Genomic DNA, 25,489 nt, shown 5'->3' with positions numbered 1-25,489 from the left:
GATTAGTCCTCCCCCAGGATCTGCGGCACCTTGAAACGCTGCTGCTCCTGTGCGGGAGCGCCGGAGAGCGCCTGCTCGGGGGTGAGCGAAGGACGGACCTCGTCCGCGCGCATGACGTTCGTCAGGGGCAGCGGGTGGGAGGTCGGCGGTACGTCTTGGTCGGCGACCTCGGATACGCGGGCGACCGCGCCGATGATGTCGTCGAGCTGTCCGGCGAAGTGTTCCAGCTCTTCGGCCTTGAGCTCCAGACGTGCCAGCCGAGCGAGGTGGGCGACCTCCTCGCGCGTGATGCCAGGCATGCAGCGATCCTCTGGGGGTGGTGAGCGTGTAGGTTTCGGGCCCAATCCTATGGGGCCCGCCCCCTGACCCGCTAAACGGTTTGCCGTGCCCGCCGCGCGGGACGGCCGTACGGGGCGCGGCGCGGGGCGTGCCGGTCGCCGCCCGGGCCGGCGCCCCGTCCGCCGGCGGGGCCGGATCCCCAGCGCTCACGGGTGCGGACGGATGCCGGCCCCCGGGCGGGAGCCCGGTGGCGCAGGGCGGTCACATGGCTTCGGCCTCGGCCGCGGCGAGTTCCGCCGAGATGTCGGCGGGGCGCCGCCAGCCGCGCTCGCCCCGGGCGAGGAGCCATGCCGTGGCCTCCTGCGGGGGCATGGCGGCGGCGACCAGCCAGCCCTGCACCGCGTCGCAGCCCAGGTCCCGCAGCCGCTCCCAGGTCTCGTCGTCCTCCACGCCCTCGGCGACCACGAGCAGGCCCAGCGAGTGGGCGAGGTCGACCGTGCAGCGGACGATCTCGGCGTCCTGCGCGTCGACGGCGAGCCGGCCCACGAACGAGCGGTCGATCTTCAGCTCGCTGACGGGCAGCCGCCTCAGGTGGACCAGCGAGGAGTAGCCGGTGCCGAAGTCGTCCAGGGACATCTTCACGCCGTGGCCCGTGAGGCCGGCCATGGTGTCCGCCGCCCGCTGCGGGTCCTCCAGCAGCACGTGCTCCGTTATCTCCAGCTGGAGGCCGCTCGCCGGGACCCCGTGCCGGGCCAACCGCGCGGCCACCGCTCCGGCGAACCCGGGCGTGTGGACGTCGCGCGGCGAGACGTTGACGGCGACCGGCACCTTCAGGCCCTGGGCCCGCCACCGCGCGACCTGCGCGAGGGCCGTCTCCAGGACGTACTCCGTCAGGTGCGGCATCAGCCCGGAGGTCTCCGCGATCGCGATGAACTCGTCCGGGGAGACCCTCCCGCGTTCCGGATGCACCCATCGCACCAGGGCCTCGAGCCCGGCCACCTGCCCGTCGAAGCGGACCTTCGGCTGGTAGTGCAGTTCCACTTCCCCGGCGTCGAGGGCCCGGCGGAGGTCGCCGAGGAGGCCCAGCCGGTCGGGGGTGTTGCTGTCCCGCTTGGACTCGTAGACCTCCACGCCCGTGCGGTCGCGCTTCGCCTGGTACATCGCGACGTCGGCGCGGCGCAGCAGTCCCTCGGCGTCCAGGGCGTGGTCGGGGAAGACGGCGAGGCCGGCGCTGGCCTCCAGGACGAGCGTGAGGCCGTCCAGGTCCAGCGGGGAGCTGAGCTCCGCCACCAGGTGGCGGGCGATCCGCTGGGCGCTGGTGGTGGAGTCGGCGACGGGCAGCAGGACGGCGAACTCGTCCCCGCCGAGCCGGGCCGCCTCGGCGTCCTCGGGCAGCGCCTGGCGCAGCCGGTCGGCGATCTGCAGGAGCAGCCGGTCCCCCGCGAGGTGGCCGAGGGTGTCGTTGACCGCCCGGAAGCGGTCCAGGTCGATCAGCACGAGGGCCGCCCGGGTGCCCAGGCGTTCGGCCTCGTCCAGCGCGGTCCAGGCCCGTTCCAGCAGCCACTGCCGGTTCGGCAGCCCGGTCAGCGGGTCCCGCAGCTGTTCCTCGGCGCGTGCCCGGGCGATCCACAGGGTGGAGTCCAGGGCGATCAGCGGTACGGCGAACAGGGGCAGCAGAACCGGCTGGGTGACCGCGACGACGCAGATCAGCGGGGCGATTCCGAGCAGCGCGACCGCGACTAACGCCTGGCGCAGCAGCGCGGTGCGGGCGGCGGTGGGCAGGCCGGCGCCGCGCCGGGTCAGCGCGACCCACAGCAGGACCCGGGTGGTGAGCAGGTAGGCGACCGCCACGAGGACGATCTCGGGTACCGCGTCGATCTCCCAGGTGGTGGGGCGCCACGGGTTCTCCACAGAGGGCGTCTCGCCGAAGGCGGCGAGCACGAGGGCTCCCGCGCCGATGCCGAGGATGTCCGCGGACCCGTGCAGCAGCCCCTGCCGCCAGCGGTGCCGGCGGGCGGCTCCGACGAGGGAGACCACGGCGAGCGAGACGAGCCCGGCGGGCACCCAGCCGTAGAGCAGGAGCACGCCGAGGGTGAGCGCCGCGCCCGAGCCGGTGCCGCCCCACCAGCGGTCGCGGCCCAGGGCGACCAGGTGGCCGACGATGACGCCGGTGAGCAGGGCGAGCGCCCAGCCCACCGCCCCGCCGGGGAACAGCGCGTGACGGCCGGTCAGGGCGGAGACGACACCGGTGGTGAGCACCGCGACGGCCAGGCCCACGACGGCGAAGGGCAGCACGCCGCGCCGTCCCCTTTCCTCCGCACCGGCGCCGTGCGCCCGGCTCTCCGGCGTCCTCTTCCCCAGGACACCCGGCCGGCCCGCCCGCATGGACGGGATGTCCCCGCCGAATTCAGGTGACGGGTCGGCGCTTTCGGTGGGTTTCATGCCCGTCCCTCTCACAGCCGGCGATGCCGATGTCACGCGATGGCCCGGATGTCGTGCCATCACGGGCCGGGATCACGTCCGGCAGCCGTGCACGACAGGCGCACCCCACAACAGTAGGACGCGGGAGGGTCCCAGGGGCAGCGGTCGGCGGTGGTTGCCCGAATGCGACCCGGCCATCCTCATCAGTACGGTATCCGCCGAACGGGTGAGTTCGGACCAGGACCCCGCGCTCCTCGGTCTGATGATCCGACAGTTCACCTGCCCGCCACCAGCCTTGTACCGGCCGTTCACCACCGAACGCCGCCACCGGGCATGCGCCCGCCCGTACGGCCGCACGCCGCGCGTCTGCCGACCTCCGCGGCCCGTCCGCGGAGCCGCCGGTGCGCTCGCCCGGCGGCCGTCGCCGCGCTCCGCTACTGCGCTCCGCCGCCGTCCACCGGGAGCGCCGCCTCGCGCGCGGCGTCCGGGCCCTGCTCCAGCAGGACCTCGAACCCGGCGTCGTCGAGGATGGCCAGCTTCAGCTGCACGGCCTTGTCGTACTTCGAGCCCGGGTTGTCGCCGACCACCACGAAGGAGGTCTTCTTCGACACCGACCCGGTGACCTTGGCCCCGCGGCTCTGCAGGGCCTCCTTCGCACCGTCGCGGGTGTGGCCCTGCAGGGTGCCCGTGACAACGACGGTCAGTCCTTCGAGGGGGCGCGGCCCCTCCTCCTCGGCGGAACCCTCCTCCTCCATCCGGACGCCCGCCTCCCGCCACTTGCGCAGGATCTCCTGGTGCCAGTCGACGGCGAACCACTCCTTGAGGGAGGCCGCGATGATCGCGCCGACCCCGTCGGTGGCGGTCAGCTCCTCCTCGGTGGCCTGCTCGATGCGCTCGATGGAGCGGAACTCGCGGGCGAGCGCCTCGGCGGCCACCGGGCCGACGTGGCGGATCGACAGGCCGTTGATGATGCGGGCGAGCGGGCGCTGCTTGGCGGCGGCGATGTTCTCCAGCATCGCCAGGGCGTTCTTCTTCGGCTCGCCCTTCTGGTTGGCGAAGACCGTGACGATCTTCTCCTCGCCCGTCTTCGGGTCCCGCTTGGGCAGGCCGCTGTCCGGGTCCAGGACGTAGGCCTTGATGGGCAGCAGGTCCTCGATGGTCAGCCCGAAAAGGTCGCCCTCGTCCCGCAGCGGCGGCCGGGCGGGCTCCAGCGGGCCGGTGAGCGCGGCCGCCGCCACCATGCCGAAGTTCTCGATGTCCAGGGACTGCCGGCCGCCCAGGTAGAACAGCCGCTCGCGCAGCTGGGCGGGGCAGGTCTGCGCGTTGGGGCACCGGACGTCGATGTCCCCCTCCTTCATCGGCCGCAGCTCCGTCCCGCACGCCGGGCAGTGGGCGGGCATCACGAACTCCCGCTCGCTGCCGTCGCGCAGGTCGACCACCGGCCCGAGGATCTCGGGGATGACGTCGCCCGCCTTGCGCAGGACGACGGTGTCGCCGATGAGCACGCCCTTGGCCTTGACGACCTCCTGGTTGTGCAAGGTCGCGAACTCGACCTCGGAACCCGCCACCGTTACCGGTTCGACCTGCGCGTACGGGGTCACGCGGCCGGTGCGGCCGACACCGACCTTGATGTCGAGGAGCTTGGTGTTGACCTCCTCGGGCGCGTACTTCCAGGCGATCGCCCAGCGCGGGGCCCGCGCCGTGGAACCGAGCCGCCCCTGAAGGGCGATCTCGTCGAGCTTGACGACGACGCCGTCGATCTCGTGCTCCACGGAGTGCCGGTTCTCGCCGAAGTACGCGATGAACGCGCGGACCTCCTCGAGGGTGGAGACCACCTTGTTGTGCCGGGCGGTCGGCAGGCCCCACTCGCGCAGCAGCTCGTACGCCTGGGACTGGTACTCGATCTCGAGGCCCTCGCGGGCGCCGATGCCGTGCACGACCATGTGGAGCGGCCGGCTCGCCGTGACCTTGGGGTCCTTCTGGCGCAGGGAGCCGGCCGCCGCGTTGCGCGGGTTGGCGAAGGGCTTGCCCTCCGCCTCCACGAGCCGGGCGTTGAGCTCCTCGAACTTCTCCATCGGGAAGTAGACCTCGCCGCGGATCTCGACGAGCGCCGGGATCCGCTCGCCCTTCAGCCGGTCCGGGATCTCCGCGATGGTGCGGACGTTGGGCGTGATGTCCTCACCAGTGCGGCCGTCGCCGCGGGTGGCGGCGCGGGTCAGCCGGCCGTTCTCGTAGGTGAGGTTGACGGCGAGGCCGTCCACCTTTAGCTCGCACAGGTAGTGGTAGTCCCGGGTGTTCACGTCCCGGGCCACCCGGTCGGCCCAGGCGGACAGTTCCTCCTCGTCGAAGGCGTTGTCCAGGGAGAGCATCCGCTCCCGGTGCCGGACGGAGGCGAAGTCCGTCTCGTACGCCCCGGCCACCTTCTGGGTGGGCGAGTCGGGCGTGCGCAGCTCCGGGTACTCCTCCTCCAGTGCCTCCAGCGAGCGCAGCAGCGTGTCGAACTCGGCGTCGCTCACGACCGGCTGGTCGTTCACGTAGTACCGGAAGCGGTGCTCCTCGATCTGCTCGGCGAGCAGCGCGTGCTGCTCGCGCACCGCCGCCGGTACTGCCGTGTCCTGCTGTTCGGCTGCCATGCCGTGTCCTCCCGTGGCCCGTCTCGACCGTCACTCAGGGTTGTCGGCGAGCGACCTCGCCGCCCTGACGCAGTGCGCCTGCACCGCGCGGGCGTAGGCGGGTGAAGCGCCCGCCAGACCGCACGACGGGGTGACCACCACGGACTCCGCGAGAGTCCCCGGGGCCAGCCCCAGCCTGCGCCAGAGCTTCCTGACACCCATGACGCTACCGGCAGGGTCCGACAACGGGCCGTCGGTGCCCGGCACCACTCCGGCGTAGAGTTTCGTCCCGCCCTCGACGGCTTCGCCGATGGTGTCGTCCTCGCGCTCGGTGAGCAGCGAGAAATCGAACGACACTCCTGCGGCGCCGGCCCTCCGCAGCAGCCCGAAGGGCACCTCGGGGGCGCAGGAGTGCACGATCACCTCACCGCCCCCGACGGCGTCGGTGACGGCGAAGAGGTCCCGGAGCGTGCCCTCGACGACCTGCCGGTCGACCGCGCGGTACGTCCGGTACCCGCTCGCGGACCGCACCCGCCCGAGGAGTACCGCGGTCAGCGACGGCTCGTCGAACTGCAGGACGACCTGCGCGCCGGGGATCCGCTTGCGTACGTCGGCCAGGTGCGCGCGCAGGCCCTCGGCCAGCGACGCGGCCAGGTCCCGGCAGGCCCCGGCGTCCTGGAGCACGGCCTCGCCGCCGTGCAGCTCCAGGGCCGCGGCCAGCGTCCACGGCCCGACGGCCTGGACCTTGAGCCGGCCGGTGTACCCCTGGGTGAACTCCTCCAGGGCGTCGAGGTCCTCGCCGAGCCAGGACCGTGCCCGCCTGCTGTCGCGGCCCGGGCGGTCGCTCACCCGCCAGCCGCTGGGCTCGACGTGCGCGTACATGTCGACCAGCAGCCCGAGGGAGCGGCCGATCATGTCCGCGCCGGGGCCGCGGGCGGGCAGCTCGGCGAGGTGGGGGAACTCCTCGAAGGAGCCCGTCACGGTCCTCGCGGCCTCACGGGCGTCCCCGCCGGGCAGCGAACCGATCCCGGTGGCGCCCCCGCTCATCGGCCGGGCCTGACGGACACGTCGTCGACCTGGGCGTCGCGCGGCAGGTCCAGGGCCATGACGACGGTGGTCGCCACGGACTCGGGGTCGATCCAGGCGGCCGGGTCGTAGTCCTTGCCCTCCTGGGAGTGCACCTTGGCCTGCATGGGGCTGGCGGTGCGCCCCGGGTAGACGGAGGTCACGCGGATCCCGTTCGCCTTCTCCTCCTCCCGCAGCGAGTCGGCGAGGGCCTTCAGCCCGTGCTTGGAGGCGGCGTAGGCGCTCCAGTCGGCGTGGGCGCGCAGCCCGGCGCCGGAGTTCACGAAGACGATGGTGGCCTTCGAGGCGCGCAGGGTGGGCAGCAGCAGCCGGGTGACCTCGGCGGGGGCGATCAGGTTGACGTTGAGCTGCTGGTGCCAGGTCTTGGGCCGCAGCTCGCCGACCGGGCCGAGGTCCACGATCCCGGCGATGTGCAGCAGCGAGTCGATCCGCTCGGGGACGGCCTGCTTGGAGAACGCCCAGGAGAGCCGGTCGGGGTCGGCGAGGTCGCCGACGAGCACGCCCGCCCCGGGGTACCGCTCGACGAGCTGCTTGCCGCGCGCGGCGTCGCGGGCGAGGAGGACGAGGTCGTCGCCGCGGGCGTGCAGCCGGGCGGCGACGGCGGCGCCGATGCCGGACCCGGCACCGGTGATCAGGTGAGTAGCCATACGGCCATGCTCGCACCCCCGGCCGGCCGCCCGTGGTCAGAGGCCCGCGGCCTCGCGCAGGGCGGCGGCCGTGCGGCCCGCGTCGTAGTCGGCGGCGACGCCCTCGACGAGGAACGCCTCGCCCGCGATGTGGCCGGTGCGCAGCGGGAGGATCGCCTGGTACGCCTCGGAGGCGTACCAGGCGCGGGCCCGCTCGATGTCGGGGAAGCCGATGATGACGACGGTGCCGGGGAAGGGGCCCTCCAGCACCTCGACCTCCTTGCCGTGGACGAGGAAGCGGCCCCCGAAGGGGTCCATCGTCGACTGGATGGTCTCGATGTAGGTGAGGACGTCCTCGTTCATCGTCTCGGGCCGGAGGTGGGCGACGGCGTAGGCGGTCATGGCTGCTCCCCTGTCACGGGGCCCGGTGGTGCGGGCCGTTGCCCTGATGCTGTCAGGGCGCGGCCGGGGCGGCGATTACCTCGCGGGTCATGCCGGGGCCGGCTGGAAGGTGCGCCGGTAGCCGATCGGGGAGACGCCGAGGGCGGACCGCATGTGCTGGCGCAGGGAGTTGCCGGAGCCGAAGCCGGCCCGGTGGGCGACGAGGTCGACCGGCAGGTCGGTGGACTCCAGGAGGTGGCGGGCGACCTCCAGGCGCTGGGTGGTGAGCCACTGGACCGGGGTCATGCCAACCTCGTCCCGGAACCGCCGGGTGAAGGTGCGCAGGCTCATCCGGGCGTGGGTGGCCAGCTCGGCCAGGGTGAGGGGCTCGGCGAGGCGTTCCAGGGCCCAGGTGCGGGTGGCGGTGGTCGTGGCGACGGTGGGCTCGGGGACGGGCCGGTCGATGTACTGGGCCTGGCCGCCGTCGCGCCAGGGCGGTACGACGCACATGCGGGCGGCCCGGTTGGTGACGACGGCGCCGTGGTCGGTGCGGATGAGGTGCAGGCACAGGTCGACCCCGGCGGCGACGCCGGCGGACGTCAGGACGTCGCCGTCGTCGACGAAGAGGACGTCCTCGTCGACGCGGACGCGGGGGTAGGCCCGGCGGAACTCGGGGGCCAGGTTCCAGTGGGTGGTCGCGCGGCGCCCGTCGAGGCGGCCGGTGGCGGCGAGCACGTAGGAGCCGGTGCAGATCGAGACCAGGCGGGTTCCGGGGCGGATCCCGGCGAGGGCGGCGGACACCTCGGGGGGCAGCGGCCCGCCGCGGGCCAGCTCGGGCATGGCGTGGGTGGGCGGGAGGATCACGGTGTCGGCGCCGGCGAGGGCTTCGGGACCCGCCGCGGGCTGGATGGTGAACCCGGCGTCGCTGAGCACCGGCCCGCCGTCGGCGGTGCAGACCACGACCTCGTAGAGGGCCTCGCCGTCCTCGTCCACCGCGCTGCCGAAGACGCGGGAGGGGATGCCGAGCTCGAACGGGGGGACGCCGGGCAGGGCGAGCACCGCGACCAGGTGGCGTCCGGCGGAGCCGCTTGCGGGCGCCGGGGCCGGCTCGGTGGCGGTGGGCTGCTCCCGGGTCTCCTGCATGGCCAGATCCTGTCCCATAGTGGCCAAACAGCCAACACCATCGCGGTGCACGACGCCCGAATCTGGGGATGTCGCCGGGCAACGGCCCGGAACATCACGCAAGCGAACGGAAATGAGGCGGACGGATGCGCGCGATCGTCGTGAACCAGTGGGGCGGCCCGGAGAACCTGGTCGAGCGGGAGGTCGAGCGGCCCGAACCGGGTCTGAACGAGATCCTGGTGCGCGTCCACGCGGCCGGGGTGAACCCGGTCGACTGGAAGACCCGGGCCAGCGGCGCCCTGATCGCCTGGGGCGAGACCCCGATCGTCGGCTGGGACGTGTCGGGCACCGTCGAGGCGGTCGGTCCCGGCGTGACCCTGTACGCCCCGGGCGACGCGGTGTACGGGATGCCCCTCTTCCCGCGGCAGGCCGGCGGCTACGCCGAGTACGTCGTGGCCCCGGCCCGGCACTTCGCCCCCAAGCCCGCCTCCCTCGACCACGTGCGGGCCGCCGCCCTGCCGCTGGCGGCGCTGACCGCCTGGCAGGCGCTGGTGGACACCGCGGGCGTCACCGCCGGGCAGCGGGTGCTGGTGCACGCGGCGGCCGGCGGGGTCGGCCACCTGGCCGTGCAGATCGCGAAGGCGCGCGGTGCGTACGTCATCGGCACGGCCAGTGCCGCCAAGCACGAGCTGCTGCGGGGGCTGGGCGCCGACGAGCTGGTCGACTACCGCTCGCAGGACTTCACCGAGACGGTCTCGGACGTGGACGTGGTGCTGGACGCGCTGGGCGGCGAGACCGCCCGGCGCTCCCTGCGGGTCCTCAAGCCCGGCGGGCACCTGATCTCGCTGCCCGGCCCGGACTCCGTCCCGGCCGACGCCGACGGGGTGCGCGCGTCCTGGCTGCTGGTGGAGCCCGACCTGAAGGGCCTGCAGGAGATCGCGGCCCTGGCCGAGCAGGGCCTGCTGGAGCCGCTGGTCGACACGGTGCTGCCGCTGGATCAGGCCGCGAGGGCCCACGAGATCGGCGAGCTGGGCCGCACCACCGGCAAGATCGTCCTGACGGTCGCCCAGGGCTGACCGCAGGATGACCGTGCGGCCGGGCTCCGGACGGTGGCGGCGCCCGGGCCCTGGGTCCTGTCGTCGAAGTGGCGCCGGTCAGGCCCGCGGCGTCCGGTGCCGTGCATCGCACGGCGCAGGGGCGCCCGTGTACGGGACGTACTCGGGCGCCCCGACAACGCGGCGAGGCGCGGCGCCGGACGCCGCGGGCCAGGCGCGACTTCGACGACAGGGCCTAGAGGGAGGCGGCGGTCGTGGCCCGGGTGGTCGTGGCGATCGTGGCGGAGCCGACCACGCGGGTGCCGTCGTAGAGCACGATCGCCTGGCCGGGGGCCACGCCGCGGACCGGCTCGGTGAAGGAGACGCGCAGCTCGCCGTCCACGACCTCGGCGAAGACCTCGGTCTCGCCGCCGTGGGCGCGCAGCTGCGCGGTGTAGGTGCCGGGGGCGGCGGGCGTGGAGCCGCACCAGCGCGGGCGGATCGCGGTGAGGGCGGTGACGTCGAGGGCCTCGGCGGGCCCGACGGTGACGGTGTTGTCCACCGGGGAGATGTCGAGGACGTAGCGCGGCTTGCCGTCGGGGGCGGGGTGGCCGATGCGCAGGCCCTTGCGCTGGCCGATGGTGAAGCCGAAGGCGCCGTCGTGGGTGCCGACCTTCTCGCCGGTCGCCTCGTCGACGATGGCGCCCTCGGCCTTGCCGAGGCGGCTCGCGAGGAAGCCCTGGGTGTCGCCGTCGGCGATGAAGCAGATGTCGTGGCTGTCGGGCTTCTTGGCCACGGCCAGCCCGCGCTCCTCGGCCTCTGCCCGGATCTCCTCCTTGGTGGTGACCGTGTCACCGAGGGGGAAGAGGGCGTGGGCGAGCTGCTTCTCGTCGAGCACGCCGAGGACGTACGACTGGTCCTTGGCCATGTCGGAGGCGCGGTGCAGCTCGCGGGAGCCGTCCTCGTTCTCGACGACGGTGGCGTAGTGGCCGGTGCAGACGGCGTCGAAGCCGAGGGCGAGGGCCTTGTCGAGGAGCGCCGCGAACTTGATCTTCTCGTTGCAGCGCAGGCAGGGGTTGGGGGTCCGCCCGGCCTCGTACTCGGAGACGAAGTCCTCGACGACGTCCTCGCGGAAGCGCTCGGCGAGGTCCCAGACGTAGAAGGGGATGCCGATGACGTCCGCGGCGCGGCGCGCGTCGCGGGAGTCCTCGATGGTGCAGCAGCCCCGGGCGCCGGTCCGGAAGGACTGCGGGTTCGCGGAGAGCGCGAGGTGGACGCCGGTCACGTCGTGCCCGGCTTCGACCGCGCGGGCGGCGGCGACGGCGGAGTCCACGCCGCCGGACATGGCGGCCAGGACGCGAAGGGGGCGGGCGGTGCGCGGCAGGTTCTCAGTCATAGCACCGTCCAGGGTACGGGGAACCGCGCGGGGCCACGGCGCGTTATCGGCTGTGGGGGGTGGATCACATGGCTGAGCAGGGGAAGAAGACCTCGAAGGCGCCCGGAGCGCCGAAGGGGCCGGGCAGGACGCGCAGGGCGGTGCTCTTCGGCGGACTGGGGGTCGTGGCGGCCGCCGCGATCGCCGGGCGCGAGGAGATCGGCCGGGCCTGGTGGCTGCTGCCAGGGGTGAGCAAGCCGCGCCGGGAGGGGGAGCTCGATCACCCGGGCGCGAGCTGGACGGCGGCCTCGCCGGCGAACTGGCGGCTGGCGGACCGGCCCGACGACTACCGGGTGGACCGGATCGTCGTCCATGTCACCCAGGGCGGTTTCGCGTCCTCCGTGGACGCCTTCAAGAACCCGTGGCACAAGGCGTCCGCCCACTACATCGTGCGCGGGGACGGCCACATCGAGCAGATGGTCCGCGAGCTGGACGTGGCGTTCCACGCGGGCAGCCGCTCCATGAACGAGCGCAGTGTCGGCATCGAGCACGTGGGGTTCGTGGACCGCCCGAAGGACTTCACGGACGCGATGTACGCTGCGTCGGCCCGGCTGGCGGCAGACGTCTGCCGGAGGTACGGCATACCGGCGGACCGCAGGCACATCGTCGGCCACTCCGAGGTCCCGGGCGCCGACCACACGGACCCGGGCCGCCACTGGGACTGGGACCGGTACATCCGCATGGTCGGCGAGTCCCTGGCGGGTCCGGCCTGATCCGGAAGACGCCCAGGTCCTGTCGTCGAAGTAGAGCTGGTCGGCCCCGGTGCCGGGCGTCGCGGGCCGGGCGGGACTTCGACGACGGGGCCTAGCTGAGGCCGGCCGTGCGGGCGCGTTCGACGGCCGGGCCGATGGCCGCGGCCAGGGCGGCGACATCCTCCTTGGTGGAGGTGTGGCCCAGGGAGAAGCGCAGGGTGCCGCGGGCCAGCCGGGGGTCGGTGCCGGCGGCCAGCAGGACGTGGCTGGGCTGGGCCACGCCGGCGGTGCAGGCCGAGCCGGTGGAGCACTCGATGCCCTGCGCGTCGAGCAGGAGCAGCAGGGAGTCGCCCTCGCAGCCGGGGAAGCTGAAGTGGGCGTTGGCCGGGAGCCGGTCCTCGGGGTCCCCGCCGAGCACGGCGTCCGGTACGGCCGCGCGGACGGCCGCGATCAGCTCGTCGCGCAGCCCGCCGACCTCCGCGGCGAAGCGTTCGCGCCGCTCCGCGGCGAGGACGGCCGCCACCGCGAAGGCGGCGACGGCCGGCACGTCGAGGGTGCCGGAGCGGACGTGCCGCTCCTGGCCGCCGCCGTGCAGGACGGGGACGGGGCTCTGGTCGCGGCCCAGCAGCAGGGCGCCGATGCCGTACGGGCCGCCGATCTTGTGGCCGCTGACGGTCATGGCGGCGAGGCCGCTGTCCGCGAAGGACACGTCGAGCTGCCCGACGGCCTGGACGGCGTCGGAGTGCAGCGGGATGCCGTGCTCCCGGGCGATGGCGGCCAGCTCGCGCACCGGCATGACGGTGCCGATCTCGTTGTTCGCCCACATGACGGTGGCCAGGGCCACGTCGGAGGGGTCGCGCTCGACCGCCTCACGGAAGGCTTCCGCGTGCACGCGCCCGTAGCGGTCCACGGGCAGGTATTCGACCCGGGCGCCCTCGTGCTCGGCGAGCCAGTGGACGGCGTCGAGCACGGCGTGGTGCTCGACGGGGCTGGCCAGGACCCTGGTTCTGGCCGGGTCGGCGTCCCGGCGGGCCCAGTACAGGCCCTTGACGGCGAGGTTGTCGGCCTCCGTGCCGCCGGCGGTGAAGACCACCTCGCTGGGGCGGGCGCCGATCGCGTCGGCGAGGGCCTCGCGGGCCTCCTCGACGGTGCGGCGCGCCCGGCGGCCGGCGGCGTGCAGGGAGGACGCGTTCCCCGTGGCGGCGAACTGCGCGGACATCGCCGCGGCGGCCTCCGGCAGCATCGGGGTGGTGGCGGCGTGGTCGAGGTAGGCCATGATCCCCCGATTCTACGAGCCCGCGGGGCCGCCCCGGCGCCGCCCGCCGGGTACCGGGCCCCGGCCGGCGGGTGCGGGGCGCCGCCCGTCAGGTACGGGGCGCCCGGGCGAGCTGCCGGGACTGGGCGACCAGGTGCCCGGTCGAGTCCCAGACCTCGGCGTCCTCCTCGAGGAAGCCGTGCGCCAGGTTGCGGGTGGTGATGGAGATCCGCAGCGGGCCGGGGGCCGGCCGGCGCCGGACGTGGGTGGTGAGCTCCACGGTCGGGGTCCAGCCCATCAGGCCGAGGTCGAAGGAGGTCGGCGGCAGCGCGTCCACCGCCAGGAGCATGGACAGCGGGTCGGCGTCGCGGCCGTCGGCCAGCTCGAACCAGGCCCGCATCTCGCCCTTGCCCGAGGGTGCGCCCAGCGCCCACCCCGCGGTGGCGGGATCCAGCCGCAGCCGCAGCCGGTCGACGATGGCGGAGCTCCCGGGAATCGGCGCCGGGCCGGCCTCGGGGCCGACGCAGTCCTCGTACGCCGGCATGCCGGGCGGCAGCGCCGTGGTGCGCACGTCGTCGGGCAGGGCGGCGAGGTCGCCGTAGGAGGCGAGGACGCGGATGCGCTCGACCTCGGCGCCGCTCTCGTCGTACTGGAACAGCGAGGCCTGACCGGTGGAGAGGGTGCGGCCGACGCGTACGACCTGCGTGCGGATCACGGCGGGGCCGGGCACGGAGGAAGTCAGGTAGTGCGCGGAGACGGTGAAGGGGTCCGGGTGCGGCAGGGCCGCCGACAGGGCCCGGCCGACGAGGGCCAGCAGGTATCCGCCGTTGACGGCGCTGATGATCGTCCAACCGGCGGAGAGCTCCGCGTCGTACACCCCGGGCTCGCCCGCGCGCGCGGTGACGGTGGTGTCGCGGTCGAACTCGCTGTCGCCGATGGTTGCCTGGGCAGCTGCGTGTGACATGCAACCGACGGTACACCCGCTCCCTACTAAGCGGTAGCTTTCTTTTGTTACGGCTCCTCGGCCACCGAGGAGCGGCGGTTCCAGGCCAGCGGCGCGCGCCAGTGGTAGCGCATGGCGAGCAGGCGCAGGACGAACGTGGTGACGATCGCGAGGCCGGTGGTCAGGGCGTTGAGGAAGTCCAGCCCGATGAAGACGGCGACCATCGCGGCTCCGACGACGGCCGGCACGGCGTACATCTCGCGGTCGCGCAGCAGTGAGGGCACCTCGTTGGCGAGGACGTCGCGCAGGACGCCGCCGCCGACGGCCGTGGCCAGTCCCAGGGCGGCGGACGCCGTGAGGCCGAGGCCGAACTCGTACGCCTTGGTCGTGCCCGTCACGCAGAAGAGGGCGAGTCCGGCCGCGTCGAAGACGTTGATGGCGCGGTTGATCCGCTGGACCTCGGGGTGCAGGAAGAAGACGAGCGCGGCCGCGATCAGCGGGGTCACGAAGAAGCTGAGCTCGCCGAAGGCGGCCGGTGGGACCGCGCCGATGACGAGGTCGCGGAAGAGGCCGCCGCCGAGGGACGTGACCAGGGCGAGGACGGCGATGCCGAAGACGTCGAAGTTCTTGCGGACCGCGAGCAGGGCGCCCGCGGTGGCGAAGACGAAGATGCCGGCGAGGTCCAGCGCATGCTGGACCCCGGGCGGGAAGAGATCGTGGAGCACCAGCTCATTGTCACCCGCGCCGCTCCCCCGGCCGGCCGGGGCCCGGCCACCGGGCGGTACGGGCGGGGGCCGGAGCCAAGGGGGGCGGGGCTGCGGCCGGAGTCCGGGGCGGGCCGGACCGGAGGCCGGGGTCGGGGCGGCCGCGACGGCACGCGGGCGGGGCTGGTCGCGCGGGCGGGGCTGGATGGAGGTCCAGCCCCGCCCCCGCTTTCGGCCGCTACTCCGAAACCGTGGCCACCGCGTCGGCCGCGCCCGGCAGGGGCCGGTCGCCCGGCGCCTGGTCGGGGGCGTTCTCCGGGTGGTGGCAGGCCACCTGGTGGCCCGTCTTCAGGGCCAGCAGCGGCGGCTCCTGCGTGGCGCAGATCTGCGTCGCCTTCCAGCACCGCGTGTGGAAGCGGCAGCCGCTCGGAGGGGAGATCGGCGACGGCACGTCGCCCTTGAGCAGGATCCGGCCGCTCTTGGCACCGCGCCGCCGCGGGTCGGGCACCGGCACCGCCGACATCAGCGCCGTGGTGTACGGGTGCATCGGGGCCCCGTACAGCGACGCGTTGTCCGCCAGCTCGACGATCTTGCCGAGGTACATCACCGCGATCCGGTCCGACACGTGACGGATGACCGAGAGGTCGTGCGCGATGATCACGTAGGTGAGCCCGAGCTCCTGCTGGAGGTCGTCCAGCAGGTTGACCACCTGCGCCTGGATGGAGACGTCGAGCGCCGAGACGGGCTCGTCCGCCACCACCAGCTTCGGATTCAGCGCCAGGGCCCGCGCGATGCCGATGCGCTGGCGCTGGCCGCCCGAGAACTCGTGCGGGTAGCGGTTGTAGTGCTCGGGGTTGAGGCCGACGAGGGACAGCAGGCGCTGCACCTCCGCCTTGAGGCCGCCCTCCGGCGCCACGCCCTGGAGCTTGAACGGCGCGCTGACGATCGTGCCCACCGTGTGCCGCGGGTTCAGCGAGCCGTACGGGTCCTGGAAGATCATCTGGATGTCGCGGCGCAGCGGCCGCATCCCGGCGACGCCGAGGTGCGTGATGTCCTTGCCCTCGAACTCCACGCTCCCGCCAGTCGGTTCGAGCAGTCGCGTGATCAGCCGGCCCATGGTCGACTTGCCGCAGCCGGACTCGCCGACGACACCGAGGGTCTCACCGCGCCGGACGTCGAAGTCGAGGCCGTCGACGGCCTTGACGGCGCCCGCCTTGCGGCGCAGCAGTCCCTTGGTGATGGGGAAGTGCTTGGTCAGGCCGGTGACCTTGAGCAGCACCTCGGGAGCCGGAGCGGAGGCGTCGGGAGAGTCCGTGGCCTGCTCGGGAATGACGGGCGGATCCGTCTTCTTGATGTCGCTCACAGCTTCGGCGCAATCTCTTCGGTCCAGATCCGGGTCCGCTCCTCCTGCGACATGTGGCAGGCGGACCAGTGGCGGCTGCCGTCCTCCTCGACCAGCTCCGGCCGCACCGTGCGGGTCACGTTGCCCTTGGGTACGTCGGCGTACGGGCAGCGGGGGTTGAAGGCACAGCCGCTCGGGATGTTGATGAGGCTGGGCGGGGAGCCCTTGACCGGGATCAGGCGCTCGGTCTGCTCGCGGTCGATGCGCGGCATCGAGCCGAGCAGGCCCCAGGTGTAGGGGTGCCGCGGCTCGTAGAAGACCTTCTCGGCGGTGCCGCGCTCGACGCAGCGGCCGCCGTACATCACCAGGAGCTCGTCGGCCATCTCGGCGACCACGCCCAGGTCGTGCGTGATCATGATGACCGCCGAGCCGAACTCCTTCTGCAGGTCCCGGATGAGGTCGAGGATCTGCGCCTGGACGGTGACGTCCAGGGCGGTCGTCGGCTCGTCCGCGATGAGCAGCTCGGGATTGTTGACGAGTGCCATCGCGATCATGGCGCGCTGGCGCATGCCGCCGGAGAACTCGTGCGGGTAGCTGTCGACCCGCTTGTGCGGCTCGGGGATGCCCACCCGGTCGAGGAGCTCGACGGCGCGGGCGCGCGCCGCCTTCTTGTCGACCTTGTGGTGGACCCGGTAGGCCTCGGCGATCTGCTTGCCGACGGTGAAGTACGGGTGCATCGCGGACAGCGGGTCCTGGAAGATCATCGCGATCTCCCGGCCGCGCAGCCGGCGCACCTCGTCCTCGTCGGCGGAGAGCAGTTCCTTGCCGTCCAGCCAGATCTCGCCGGAGATCCTGGCCCGCTGGCGGCCGTACTGGCCCACGCGGTGCAGGCCCATGATGCCGAGCGAGGTGACCGACTTGCCGGAGCCGGACTCGCCCACGATGCCGAGGGTCTTGCCCTTCTCCAGCGTGAACGACAGCCCGTCGACCGACTTGACCAGTCCGTCCTCGGTCGGGAAGTGCACCTTGAGGTCGCGGACCTCGAGGAAGGCGGTGGAGGGCCGCGTACCGCCGACCGGCTCGTTCAGCGCTCCGGTCTGGGTGAGATCGGTCATGACAGCCTCACTCGGGGGTCGATCACCGCGTACAGGAGGTCCACGATGAGGTTCGCGGCGACGACGAAGAACGCGGAGATCAGGGTGATGCCCAGGATGACCGGCAGGTCGTGGTCGCTGATGGCGCGGACCGCGTTGTAGCCGAGGCCGTGCAGCGAGAACGTGGACTCGGTGAGCACCGCGCCGCCCATCAGGGCGCCGAGGTCCAGGCCGAGGACGGTCAGGATCGGCGTCATCGTGGAGCGCATGGCGTGCTTGCCGATGACGACGGGTTCGGTCAGGCCCTTGGCCCGGGCGGTGCGGATGTAGTCCTCGTTGAGGACTTCGAGCATGGTCGCGCGGGTCAGCCTCGCGTACATCGCCGCGTAGAGGAAGGCGAGCGAGACCCACGGCAGGACCATGCCGTTGAGCCACTTGCCCGGGTCGTCGGCGAACGTCGCCTCGGGGCGCCCGAACCAGCCGAGCTGGTCGGAGAAGAAGGCGATGAACAGCATGCCCGTGAAGTAGATGGGGAGGGAGACGCCGGCGAGGGCGATGCCCATGGCCGACCGGTCCAGTGCCGTACCGCGCTTGAGGGCGGAGATGACGCCGGTGGCGACACCGCCGATGACCCAGAGCACGACGGCGCCGGCGGCGAGCGACAGGGTGACCGGCAGCCAGTCCAGCAGCAGCGGCCACACCTCCTGCTCGGTCTTGAAGGAGTAGCCGAAGCAGGGCGCGGCGCATTGCGTGACGTCGGAGCCGTTGGCGTACGTACGACCCGCCACCAGCCCGACGACGAACTTGCCGAACTGGACGAGGATCGGGTCGTCGAGACCCATCTTCTGCCGGATGCCCTCGATGGCCGCGGGGTCGGACTGCTTGCCGACGAAGTACAGCGCCGGATCCGTCCCGATCAGCTTCGGGAAGAGGAAGAAGATTCCGAAGGTCACCAGCGAGATGACCAACAGCATGACGATGACGGCGAAGATCCGTCGGAGGAGATATGCAAGCACTGCGCTCGGCCTGGCTGCGGCCCGGGGGCGCCCTCTTCTGGAGGGCGCCCCCAGGCCGGAACCGCGGCCATCACCTGCCCTTCGTGCCTAGCGGGTGTGGCACTGGAACACTGGAACTGGACTGCCTGGCTGACTGCCTGACGGGTGAACCGTTACTTCATGACTCCGAGCGACGCGTAGTCGTACCGGCCGTTGTAGGCGTCGGTGGTGTACGCGTTGGTGAGGCGGGAGCCGCGCCAGGTGATCGTCTTGTCGTAGACGAAGGGCAGGTAGACGGCGGCCTCGGAGACCTTCTGGTTCATCTGCTTGTAGATGTCGCCGGCCTTGTTCGGGTCGGTCTCCGCGATGGCGTCGTCGAAGAGCTTGTTGATCGCCGGGTCGTTCAGCTCGGAGAAGTTGTTGTTGCCGCTCTGGCGGATGTAGCGGCCGTCGACCAGCGGCTGGGAGAAGCCCTGACCGGTCGGGAAGTCGGCGCCCCAGCCCATGATGATGATGCCGTAGCCCTTGTCCTTGACCACCTTCGGCGAACCGATGATGCCGGAGGTCTGGGCGCCGTCGAACTGGTCGACGTCGGCCTCGATGCCGACCTGCTTCAGGGCGTTCTGCAGGGAGACGGCCGTGGCGACCTCGACCGGCTTGTTGTTGCGGACCGCGATGGTGGTCTTGAAGCCGGACTCCTTGCCGCAGGCCTTGAGGGCCTCCTTGGCCTTCTCGACGTTCGGCTTGCCGTCGTTCTTCAGGACCTCGTACGGGTCGTACTTGGCGTCGGAGCCCTTGATGCCGAGCGGGAGCATGTTGGGGGCGATGTCACCACCGGCCTGCGGGCCGCCGCGGGCGGTCTGCAGGGACTTCTTGTCGGCCGCGTAGATGACGGCCTTGCGGCACTCGATGTTGTCGAACGGCGCGACGGTCTGCGGGAAGACGGCGTACCGGATGAAGCCGGTCTGGCCGTTGTCCAGGTTGCCCTTGTGGTCCTTCAGCGCGGTGGCGCGGGCCGCCTGGCCGATGCCGGTCGCGTTGAGGTCCAGGTCGAACTCGCCGTTCATCAGGCGCTTGTCCATGTCGTCCGCGTTCGCCATGAACGTGACCGAGATGGTGTCCGGCAGCGCCTTGCGGATGGTGTCCGACTCGCGCTTCCAGTTCTCGTTGCGGGAGAGCTTCATGCTCTTGTTGGGCTCGTACGAGTCGATCTTGTACGGGCCGCTGGAGAAGGGCCGCAGGCCGTACTTGGCCGCCGTGTCCTTGTCCTGCTTCACCGGGCTCGCCGCCGGCATGGCCAGCATCTGCTCGAAGTCGCCGTTGGCCTTCGGGAGCTTGAAGACGATGGTCTTCGCGTCCGGGGTCTCGATCTGCTTGAGGCCGAGCTTGTCCGGGCTGGGGTCCTTGTACGGGCCCGGGTACTCGAGCTTCGGGTCGAGGACTTCCTGCAGGTAGACCGGGCCGCCGGAGATGACGTCCTGGGCCCAGGTGCGCTCGATGCCGTACTTGATGTCCTGGGCGGTGATGGGCGTACCGTCCTCCCAGGTCACGTTGTCCTTGAGGGTGTACTTGTACGTCTTGCCCTCGTCGCTGATCTCGGCCTTGGCGGTCGCGAGGTCGGGGACGAGCTCGGTGCTCTCGGGGCCCGGGCCCGGCTTGAAGCTGACCAGCTGGCGCGTGTAGTAGCGCGAGAAGTCCCACATGAAGCCGTAGTAACCGCGCTGCGGGTCCCACGAGTCGGCTTCCTGGGTGCCGACGAACTTGAGCTCGCCGCCCTTCTTGTCCGACGGGTTGGCGATCTTGTTGATGCCGGCGTTGAAACCGCCGCCGGACGCGGCCTTGTCGTCCTTGGCGTCCTTGTCGTTTCCGCCACAGGCGGTCGCGGTCAGCATGACCGCGAGCACGGTGGCCGTGCCAGCGGCGAGCCTGCGCTTCGACGTGCGATGGGTAGTCACGATGCTCGCAACCTCCGGTGTAGTTACGGTGAACGAACGGCTCGGAGCCGGTTCCTGGTGTGCCCTGCTGCGGCTAGCGGGAGCCCTTCGGGTCGAGGGCGTCGCGGACGCCGTCGCCGAAGAGGTTGAAGGCCAGCACGGTGATGAAGATCGCTACGCCGGGGAAGATCATGAAGAGCGGATCGTCCTCGTAGGTCCGCACGGCCGTGGAGAGGGTCTCCCCCCAGGACGGCGTGGGCGGCTTGACGCCGACGCCGAGGAAGCTGAGCGCCGCCTCGGTCAGCACGTTGGTGGGGATCATCAGCGTCGAGTAGACGGTGATGGGCGCCACCAGGTTGGGGAGCAGCTCGCGGAAGAGGATGTACATGCGGCCCGCGCCGAGGCTGCGCGCGGCTTCCACGTACTCGCGCTCGCGCAGGGACAGGGTCTGCCCGCGCACGATGCGGCCGATGTAGGGCCAGCCGAAGAACCCGATGACCAGCACCAGGACGGCGATGCGCAGGCCCGATCCCTCGAAGCCCCACAGCTTGCCGGGGACGACGGAGATCAGCGCGATGATGAAGAGCAGCTGCGGGAAGGCCAGCAGGAGGTCCATCACCCGGCTGATCGCCGCGTCGATCCAGCCGCCGAAGTAGCCCGCGATGATGCCGAAGAAGGTGCCGAGCGAGACCGCCACGAAGGCGGACAGGAAGGCGACCAGGAGCGAGATCCGGGCGCCGTAGACGATCCGGCTGAACACGTCGCGGCCGTTGACCGGTTCCACGCCCAGCAGGAAGTCGCCGCTGATCCCGCCCCAGTCGCCTGCCGGCAGGCCGAGCAGCGGGTCCAGCATGTCCTCGTGCAGCTCCTCCGGCGGGTGGCCGAACGCCTTGACGATCAGCGGCGCGAAGATCGCGACGAGGATCAGCAGGAGCACGATGACACCGCCGGCCAGGGCGACCTTGTCACGCTTGAGGCGCAGCCAGGCGATCTTCCAGGGTGAACGTCCCTCGATCGCCTTCTGGGGGATTCCGGGGGCGTCCACGGCTGCGGGCTCGGCCGCGGTGGTGTCGTGCAGTGGTGCCGTCATCGTGGTGGGGACCCCTCTCGGCCGACGGTGGCCGGCCCATGCCCGCCGCTGTGGCGGCTTGTTTCGTTCGGCGTCGCGTGTGGTGCGAATGGCGCGAAATGCGCCTGAAGTGCACGTGAAGGGCTGGTGGTTGTCAGATTGACCGGCCTTCGGTGGGGGGAGTCTTCAACGGCCTCTCAATCTGCCGCCAGACCTGCCGGGGATGTGATGCGCAACCGTGATCTGCACCGCCACCTTCCGTTATCCGAACCGCGTGCTCTGGTGAGCGGTGAAACACCGCTTGTTCGGCGCGGAACGGACATCCGGCCCAACTGCCTTTTCCGGGGCGGATCTTGGGTGCATTCGGCGGATATGCCGAAGGCCGCACCGGTGGGGCCGGTGCGGCCTTCGAGAAGGATGTCTCGGTATGCGGATGCGCGGGATCCGGTCGGCGTGCGGCCGGAACGGCGCCGTCAGTAGGCGGGGGCCTGGCCCTCGCGGTCGTAGAAGGGGCGGGACTGCGCGCGCAGCCACATCGCGACGGGGTCGTGCTCGTCCGCCAGCGCGACCGTGCACACCGGGACGCCCTCGGGAACCACGCCGACCGACTGCCGCATCATCTCGCGCACGGACTCCAGCGCGGGCGCGGAGGCGTCGTACAGGTCGAGCCCGACGGCGAGGTACGGGGAGCCCAGCGCGGGCTGCACCCAGGCGCGGCGCAGCGACCGGACGGCCGGGGTGCGGTGCGCGTGCTGCGTCAGCAGCCCGTAGAACTGCGGGAGCTCCAGGGAGGGCTCGGACAGCCGCAGCGGCCCGGCCGGCATCCGGTCCAGGCCGGTCGCGACCCGGCGCAGGTCGGCCCACGGGACGCCCAGTCCGCCGCCCTGGGCGTGCGGGTTGAGCCACAGGCCCCACCGGTCCGGGTAGAGCGCGCGGGCCACGTCCCGCCCGGTGACCACCTCGTATCCCCGGTTCCAGCCGCTGGCGGCCAGCTCCTGCGGGGAGGTGACGCACGGCGCGTAGCCGAGGCCCTCCACCTCCATGCCGCCGTACTGGGCGTCGGCGGAGCCCGCCTGCCCCTGCCACAGCAGCATCCACAGCCGGCCCTCGGCGAGGGCGTGCAGAAGTGACTCGTAGCTCTCATAGCGCCCGGGAGTCACCTGGCGCAGCATGTGCTCGACCTGCCCGGCCGCGGCCGTGCCTGACGCACTCACCCGGTACCCCTCTTCGTCCGCCCGTCGTCCACGCGTACCCCAGCTTAAGCGGCCCTACGGAAGGTAGAAGGGGCGTACGCGCTCACGAATCCAGTCCGTGACCGGGTCCTGCACGGCGTCGAGGAGGATCAACTGCACCGGCCAGGGCGCCGGCACCCGGGCCAGGGCGCGGCCGAGGGCCTCCATCGGGGCGCCCTGCGTCTCGGGCTCCCATCCCACCAGGCGGACGCCGATGAACAGTTCCGGCTCCCCGCCCTCGACGCTGGCGAGGCAGCGGTGCGCCGCCGCGACCACGCCGGTGGCGCGGAACTCCTCGCCGGCGGCGGCCAGGAAGTCCACCGGGTCCTCCTGCCAGTCGGGCTCGTAGAGCCGGACCCGGCCGCCGGTGGCCGGCCCGTCGAGCGGGGACCTCCCGGTGCGGCACAGCTCCGCCACGGCGGGCGGCGGCAGGGGGACGCCGACGGCGCCCTCGGGGTTGAGCGCGATGCCGAGCTGCGGGGGCAGGCCGCGCGCGAATTCGACGGCCGGGGCCACGGCGAAGTCCATGCCGGGGCCGGCGCAGAAGCGGAACTGGGCCTCGGAACTGTAGACGGGGACGTATGCCGCGCCGCCGATGTCCATGGTGGGCAGGTCCAGGCTCCCGGCGTCCGGTGAGCCGCCGCCCGGCAGGGGCACCCAGACCTTGCTGCGGCCCAGCACCTCCAGGATCCGGGCCCCGGCATCGGGCTGCCCGAGCGCGGCGCCGAGCACCTGCTCCAGCTCGTTCCCGGGCCAGCCGTTTCCGCTGACGCTGCCTTCCATGTGCCCGTTGCCTCCGTCTGTGGTCCGCGCGTGTCGAGGCGAGGTTATCGGCCCGGCCCGCCCCGGGCTCCGCCAGGGGAGCCGCCACCCGGACGCCGGACGGGCTGGATGCGGCCCGGCGGCTAGGAGGGGAAGGCGATGTGGGAGACGGCGGCCGCCGCCGGCCGGTCCAGCAGGGTGACCGAGGCGCAGCCGACCGGCGGGCGTCCGGCCTCCGCCTCGCGCAGGAGCCGCGCCACGGCGCCGCGGTGGCGGGCGAAGGCGTAGGCCGAGACGCGGCGCCCGCGCGCCGCCTGCCCGGACAGCGCCTCCTGCGGGCTGCTGTCGAGGAGCACCAGGTGCAGCGCCCGGCCGCGGCGGCGCGCCACCGCCGCGAGCAGGCCGCGGACCCAGGCCTGCGTACCGCAGTCGTGCACGACCACCGAGGCGCCGGAGCGCAGGGCCCGCCACAGCCCCCAGTAGTGCGCGGCCCGCACCAGCGGCCGGTACGCCGCGTACGGCAGGGCGGCCGGCATGCTCCGCTCCCAGCGCTCGCGGGTGTCCTGGGAGTCGATCGCGGCGCCCTCGGCCGCCCTCTTGATCAGCGTGCTCTTGCCGCCGCCCGGCAGGCCGGACACCACGACGAGGTCGCCCTCGGCGAAGGAGAGCCGGCGCGCCCCCCGCGCCCCGGTCCCCCGCAGGTCCCGTACCCGGCCGGCGTCCGTTCCCGCGCAGGCGGCCGGGCCGCCGCGCTGCGTCGGCACCGCGTCCACGATCCCCGCGGCCGCCACCACTCCGAATCTCCGCACAGTGTTCGCCTCCCCCGCATCGGGTCACCGGGACCCTTTCCCCCTGAGTGTAAAGAGACGGTAATCCGGCACCCCCGGTTCCGTTCCGGCCCGCGCCCCGCCCCGTGCCCCGCGGGTCACTTCCGGGGCCCCACCCCCGATCACGGCGGTGGCGTGCAATGATGTGCGCCATCTGGACCAACTGCATACCGGCCGCTTGAATCCGCGCGGGAGAGTCCCGGCACGCCGCAAGGCCGTGCCCGGGCGCCGAAGGAGCAAGAACCTCCCTTGAATCTCTCAGGCCCCGTACCGCGTGGATGAGGCAGATCTGAAAAGCGGGCCGTCCGACGGGCGGCTCCACCCAAGGTGCAAGCCGATCTCCCCCGCCTGCGGAGGGAACTCTCGGCGAACCTCTCAGGTTCCGATGACAGATGGGGAGGACCTTCCTCGTCATGTCATGCCCTGGGACCCGGGAGCCACACCCATGAGCAACGCCCCCCGCCTGACCGCACTCGATGCGCTGCACCGCTCGCTCGGTGCGACCATGACCGACTTCGCGGGCTGGGACATGCCCCTGCGGTACGGCAGCGAGCGCGACGAGCACCACGCCGTCCGCACCCGGGCCGGCCTCTTCGACCTCTCCCACATGGGCGAGATCACCCTGACCGGCCCGGAAGCCGTCAAGGCGCTGGACTACGCGCTGGTCGGCAACATCTCCACCGTCGGCGTCGGCCGCGCCCGCTACACGCACATCTGCCAGGAGGACGGCGGGATCCTCGACGACCTGATCGTCTACCGTCTCGGCGAGACCGAGTTCATGGTCGTGGCCAACGCCTCCAACGCCCAGGTCGTCCTGGACGCGCTGACCGAGCGCGCCGCCGGCTTCGACACCGAGGTCCGCGACGACCGCGACGCCTACGCGCTGATCGCCGTGCAGGGTCCGCAGTCCCCCGGCATCCTCTCCTCGCTCACCGACGCCGACCTCGACGGGCTCAAGTACTACGCGGGCCTGCCGGGCACGGTGGCCGGGGTGCCGGCGCTCATCGCCCGGACGGGCTACACCGGTGAGGACGGCTTCGAGCTGTTCGTCGCCCCCGAGCACGCCGTGGAGCTGTGGCAGGCGCTGACCAAGGCGGGCGAGGGCGCCGGCCTGGTCCCGGCCGGCCTGTCCTGCCGCGACACGCTGCGCCTGGAGGCGGGCATGCCGCTGTACGGGCACGAGCTGACCACCTCGCTCACCCCCTTCGACGCGGGGCTCGGCCGGGTCGTGAAGTTCGAGAAGGAGGGGGACTTCGTCGGCCGCGCCGCGCTGGAGGCCGCCGCCGAGCGCGCCGGCACGAACCCGCCGCGCAAGCTGGTCGGCCTGGTCGCCGAGGGCCGCCGCGTCCCGCGCGCCGGCTTCTCCGTCGTCGTCGGCGGCGAGGTCGTCGGCGAGGTCACCTCGGGCGCTCCGTCGCCCACGCTGGGCAAGCCGATCGCCATGGCGTACGTCGACGCGGCGCACGCCGCGCCCGGCACCTCCGGTGTCGGCGTGGACATTCGCGGTACGCATGAGCCGTACGAGGTCGTGGCCCTGCCCTTCTACAAGCGGCAGAAGTAGCCCCGTACGCCGTCACCGCACCACCGGCCGTCTCAACGGCCGAGACCGCTGTTCGTATCCACTCCCCCGCATCCAGGAGAATC

22 protein-coding genes and 1 riboswitch are annotated in these 25,489 nt (G+C 72.5%); of the genes, 3 read left to right on the top strand and 19 right to left on the bottom strand.

The window, feature by feature from the left end; translation table 11 throughout:
- Positions 1–2: 2 nt before the first annotated feature.
- The 7 genes from gatC to AC07FY_RS08945 form a co-directional block, all read right to left on the bottom strand.
- The gene (gatC, locus tag AC07FY_RS08975; protein ID WP_165335824.1) at positions 3–299 is read right to left on the bottom strand and encodes an Asp-tRNA(Asn)/Glu-tRNA(Gln) amidotransferase subunit GatC; all 297 of its coding nucleotides are present in this window, start codon (positions 297–299) and stop codon (positions 3–5) included.
- A gap of 241 nt (positions 300–540) precedes the next feature.
- On the bottom strand, positions 541–2,721 hold the full coding sequence (locus tag AC07FY_RS08970; protein ID WP_479002661.1) for a putative bifunctional diguanylate cyclase/phosphodiesterase: 2,181 nt from the start codon (positions 2,719–2,721) through the stop codon (positions 541–543).
- Between the two features lie 413 nt (positions 2,722–3,134).
- On the bottom strand, positions 3,135–5,333 hold the full coding sequence (gene ligA / locus AC07FY_RS08965) for an NAD-dependent DNA ligase LigA (RefSeq protein ID WP_479002658.1): 2,199 nt from the start codon (positions 5,331–5,333) through the stop codon (positions 3,135–3,137).
- A 30-nt stretch (positions 5,334–5,363) separates the two neighbouring features.
- Entirely contained in the window at positions 5,364–6,359 is a 996-nt protein-coding gene (locus AC07FY_RS08960; RefSeq protein WP_479002655.1) for a methionine synthase, read from the bottom strand.
- Positions 6,356–7,045: an SDR family oxidoreductase gene (locus tag AC07FY_RS08955; protein WP_479002653.1), complete on the bottom strand. Its 690-nt coding sequence runs from the start codon at positions 7,043–7,045 to the stop codon at positions 6,356–6,358. The genes AC07FY_RS08960 and AC07FY_RS08955 overlap by 4 nt, the downstream gene beginning before the upstream one ends.
- A gap of 36 nt (positions 7,046–7,081) precedes the next feature.
- Positions 7,082–7,426 carry a DUF1330 domain-containing protein gene (locus AC07FY_RS08950; protein ID WP_479002651.1) on the bottom strand — a complete coding sequence of 115 codons (345 nt, stop codon included), beginning with the start codon at positions 7,424–7,426 and terminating at the stop codon, positions 7,082–7,084.
- 87 nt (positions 7,427–7,513) lie between these two features.
- Positions 7,514–8,548 (bottom strand): GlxA family transcriptional regulator, encoded by a 1,035-nt coding sequence (locus AC07FY_RS08945; protein WP_479002648.1) that lies wholly within the window; start codon positions 8,546–8,548, stop codon positions 7,514–7,516.
- A 125-nt stretch (positions 8,549–8,673) separates the two neighbouring features.
- Between AC07FY_RS08945 and AC07FY_RS08940 the strand changes: the two genes are divergently transcribed.
- On the top strand, positions 8,674–9,603 hold the full coding sequence (locus tag AC07FY_RS08940; protein ID WP_479002645.1) for an NADP-dependent oxidoreductase: 930 nt from the start codon (positions 8,674–8,676) through the stop codon (positions 9,601–9,603).
- 214 nt (positions 9,604–9,817) lie between these two features.
- On the opposite strand, the gene mnmA is transcribed toward AC07FY_RS08940, so the two are convergent.
- Entirely contained in the window at positions 9,818–10,957 is a 1,140-nt protein-coding gene (gene mnmA / locus AC07FY_RS08935; RefSeq protein ID WP_479002642.1) for a tRNA 2-thiouridine(34) synthase MnmA, read from the bottom strand.
- 68 nt (positions 10,958–11,025) lie between these two features.
- On the opposite strand from mnmA, the gene AC07FY_RS08930 reads away from it, so the two are divergent.
- A complete protein-coding gene (locus AC07FY_RS08930) occupies positions 11,026–11,709 on the top strand; it encodes an N-acetylmuramoyl-L-alanine amidase (protein WP_479002639.1) in 684 nt (227 codons plus the stop codon).
- A gap of 91 nt (positions 11,710–11,800) precedes the next feature.
- On the opposite strand, the gene AC07FY_RS08925 is transcribed toward AC07FY_RS08930, so the two are convergent.
- The 11 genes from AC07FY_RS08925 to AC07FY_RS08875 form a co-directional block, all read right to left on the bottom strand.
- On the bottom strand, positions 11,801–12,964 hold the full coding sequence (locus AC07FY_RS08925; RefSeq protein ID WP_479002636.1) for a cysteine desulfurase family protein: 1,164 nt from the start codon (positions 12,962–12,964) through the stop codon (positions 11,801–11,803).
- Between the two features lie 88 nt (positions 12,965–13,052).
- On the bottom strand, positions 13,053–13,907 hold the full coding sequence (locus AC07FY_RS08920; protein ID WP_479002633.1) for a thioesterase family protein: 855 nt from the start codon (positions 13,905–13,907) through the stop codon (positions 13,053–13,055).
- Positions 13,908–13,954: 47 nt separating this feature from the next.
- The gene (locus AC07FY_RS08915) at positions 13,955–14,611 is read right to left on the bottom strand and encodes a trimeric intracellular cation channel family protein (RefSeq protein WP_479002630.1); all 657 of its coding nucleotides are present in this window, start codon (positions 14,609–14,611) and stop codon (positions 13,955–13,957) included.
- Between the two features lie 217 nt (positions 14,612–14,828).
- Positions 14,829–15,944 (bottom strand): ABC transporter ATP-binding protein, encoded by a 1,116-nt coding sequence (locus AC07FY_RS08910; RefSeq protein ID WP_479003187.1) that lies wholly within the window; start codon positions 15,942–15,944, stop codon positions 14,829–14,831.
- 5 nt (positions 15,945–15,949) lie between these two features.
- A complete protein-coding gene (locus tag AC07FY_RS08905; protein WP_479002627.1) occupies positions 15,950–17,047 on the bottom strand; it encodes an ABC transporter ATP-binding protein in 1,098 nt (365 codons plus the stop codon).
- Complete coding sequence (locus tag AC07FY_RS08900) at positions 17,044–18,042, bottom strand: ABC transporter permease (protein ID WP_479002624.1); 999 nt, start codon at positions 18,040–18,042, stop codon at positions 17,044–17,046. The genes AC07FY_RS08905 and AC07FY_RS08900 overlap by 4 nt, the downstream gene beginning before the upstream one ends.
- A 152-nt stretch (positions 18,043–18,194) precedes the next feature.
- Positions 18,195–19,976 (bottom strand): ABC transporter substrate-binding protein, encoded by a 1,782-nt coding sequence (locus AC07FY_RS08895; protein ID WP_479002621.1) that lies wholly within the window; start codon positions 19,974–19,976, stop codon positions 18,195–18,197.
- A 73-nt stretch (positions 19,977–20,049) separates the two neighbouring features.
- Positions 20,050–21,045: an ABC transporter permease gene (locus AC07FY_RS08890; protein WP_479002619.1), complete on the bottom strand. Its 996-nt coding sequence runs from the start codon at positions 21,043–21,045 to the stop codon at positions 20,050–20,052.
- A gap of 452 nt (positions 21,046–21,497) precedes the next feature.
- On the bottom strand, positions 21,498–22,238 hold the full coding sequence (locus tag AC07FY_RS08885) for an enhanced serine sensitivity protein SseB C-terminal domain-containing protein (protein WP_479002616.1): 741 nt from the start codon (positions 22,236–22,238) through the stop codon (positions 21,498–21,500).
- Positions 22,239–22,292: 54 nt separating this feature from the next.
- The gene (locus AC07FY_RS08880) at positions 22,293–23,039 is read right to left on the bottom strand and encodes an enhanced serine sensitivity protein SseB (RefSeq protein WP_479002613.1); all 747 of its coding nucleotides are present in this window, start codon (positions 23,037–23,039) and stop codon (positions 22,293–22,295) included.
- A gap of 122 nt (positions 23,040–23,161) precedes the next feature.
- Positions 23,162–23,827: an AAA family ATPase gene (locus tag AC07FY_RS08875; protein ID WP_479002610.1), complete on the bottom strand. Its 666-nt coding sequence runs from the start codon at positions 23,825–23,827 to the stop codon at positions 23,162–23,164.
- A 197-nt stretch (positions 23,828–24,024) separates the two neighbouring features.
- A riboswitch (glycine riboswitch) is annotated at positions 24,025–24,128 on the top strand.
- A gap of 162 nt (positions 24,129–24,290) precedes the next feature.
- On the opposite strand from AC07FY_RS08875, the gene gcvT reads away from it, so the two are divergent.
- A complete protein-coding gene (gcvT, locus tag AC07FY_RS08870) occupies positions 24,291–25,406 on the top strand; it encodes a glycine cleavage system aminomethyltransferase GcvT (protein WP_479002607.1) in 1,116 nt (371 codons plus the stop codon).
- The last annotated feature ends 83 nt before the right edge of the window (positions 25,407–25,489 follow it).

This window comes from Streptomyces sp. NPDC045967 (assembly GCF_056430495.1).
Note: the sequence above shows the minus strand (reverse complement) of the source record. Positions and strands in the feature narration are given on the sequence as shown.